This window comes from Albidovulum sediminicola, assembly GCF_025751575.1.
Taxonomy (GTDB): Bacteria; Pseudomonadota; Alphaproteobacteria; order Rhodobacterales; family Rhodobacteraceae; genus Albidovulum; species Albidovulum sediminicola.
In genome coordinates this window covers 1-790 of sequence record NZ_JAOWLA010000068.1, presented here as the reverse complement: position 1 = coordinate 790, position 790 = coordinate 1, and the positions used below count along the sequence as shown (strand labels likewise).

Here is a 790-nt window from a genome sequence, read left to right as displayed (position 1 = left end):
CACGAGTGGCTGATCTGGAACGGAGGGCCTGGCTCGTTTGGGTTTCAGTTTATGCTGCGGTCTGGCGATGCAGCAAGCGGCGCTTCTCGATGGTTTTGGCCTTGATCTCCTTTCGTGTTTTCAAGATGGCTTCAGCCCGGCCGAGATAGACGTCGACGGGCGCGAGGTTGCCCAGGCTCTCATGGTAGCGTTGATGGTTGTAGTGGTCGATGAAGTCGCCGATCGCTGCTTCCAGAGCCCCGGGCAGGTAATAGTTCTCGAGCAGGATGCGGTTCTTCAGGGTCTGGTGCCAGCGCTCGATCTTGCCCTGGGTCTGAGGGTGGCGGGGAGCGCCCCGGATGTGATCCATGCCCTCGCCAGCAAGCCAGTCGGCCAGGTCGCCGGAGATGTAACTGCTGCCGTCGCCAATGGTGCTCGAACCAGTGGCGCATCCATTGGCAACTCGCTGAGCAGACGGGGCCGGTGGGCGACTGTGGCCTGATTGCAGCCGGAGGCGACCAGAGCATCTTCCAGCGTCGCGGTCACATCCGACGCCTTCATCGTCGTGCAGAGCCGCCAGGCGATGACGTAGCGGCTGTAATCATCAAGGATGGTCGAGAGGTAGAACCATCCCCAGCCGATGACTTTCAGGTAGGTGAAGTCAGTCTGCCAGAGCTGGTTCGGTCTGGTGGTCTTCTCGTGGAACTCATCTGCGGCCTTGATCACCACGAAGGCCGGGCTGGTAATCAGGTCTTGCGCTTTCAGAACCCTGTAAACGCTGGCTTCCGAGACGAAGTAGCGCCGGGTGTCG

At 60.6% G+C, this 790-nt stretch carries 1 pseudogene; it reads right to left on the bottom strand.

From position 1 onward, the window contains the following. Positions 1–49: 49 nt before the first annotated feature. Positions 50–790, bottom strand: a pseudogene (locus OE647_RS20125) (transposase); the annotation flags it as partial.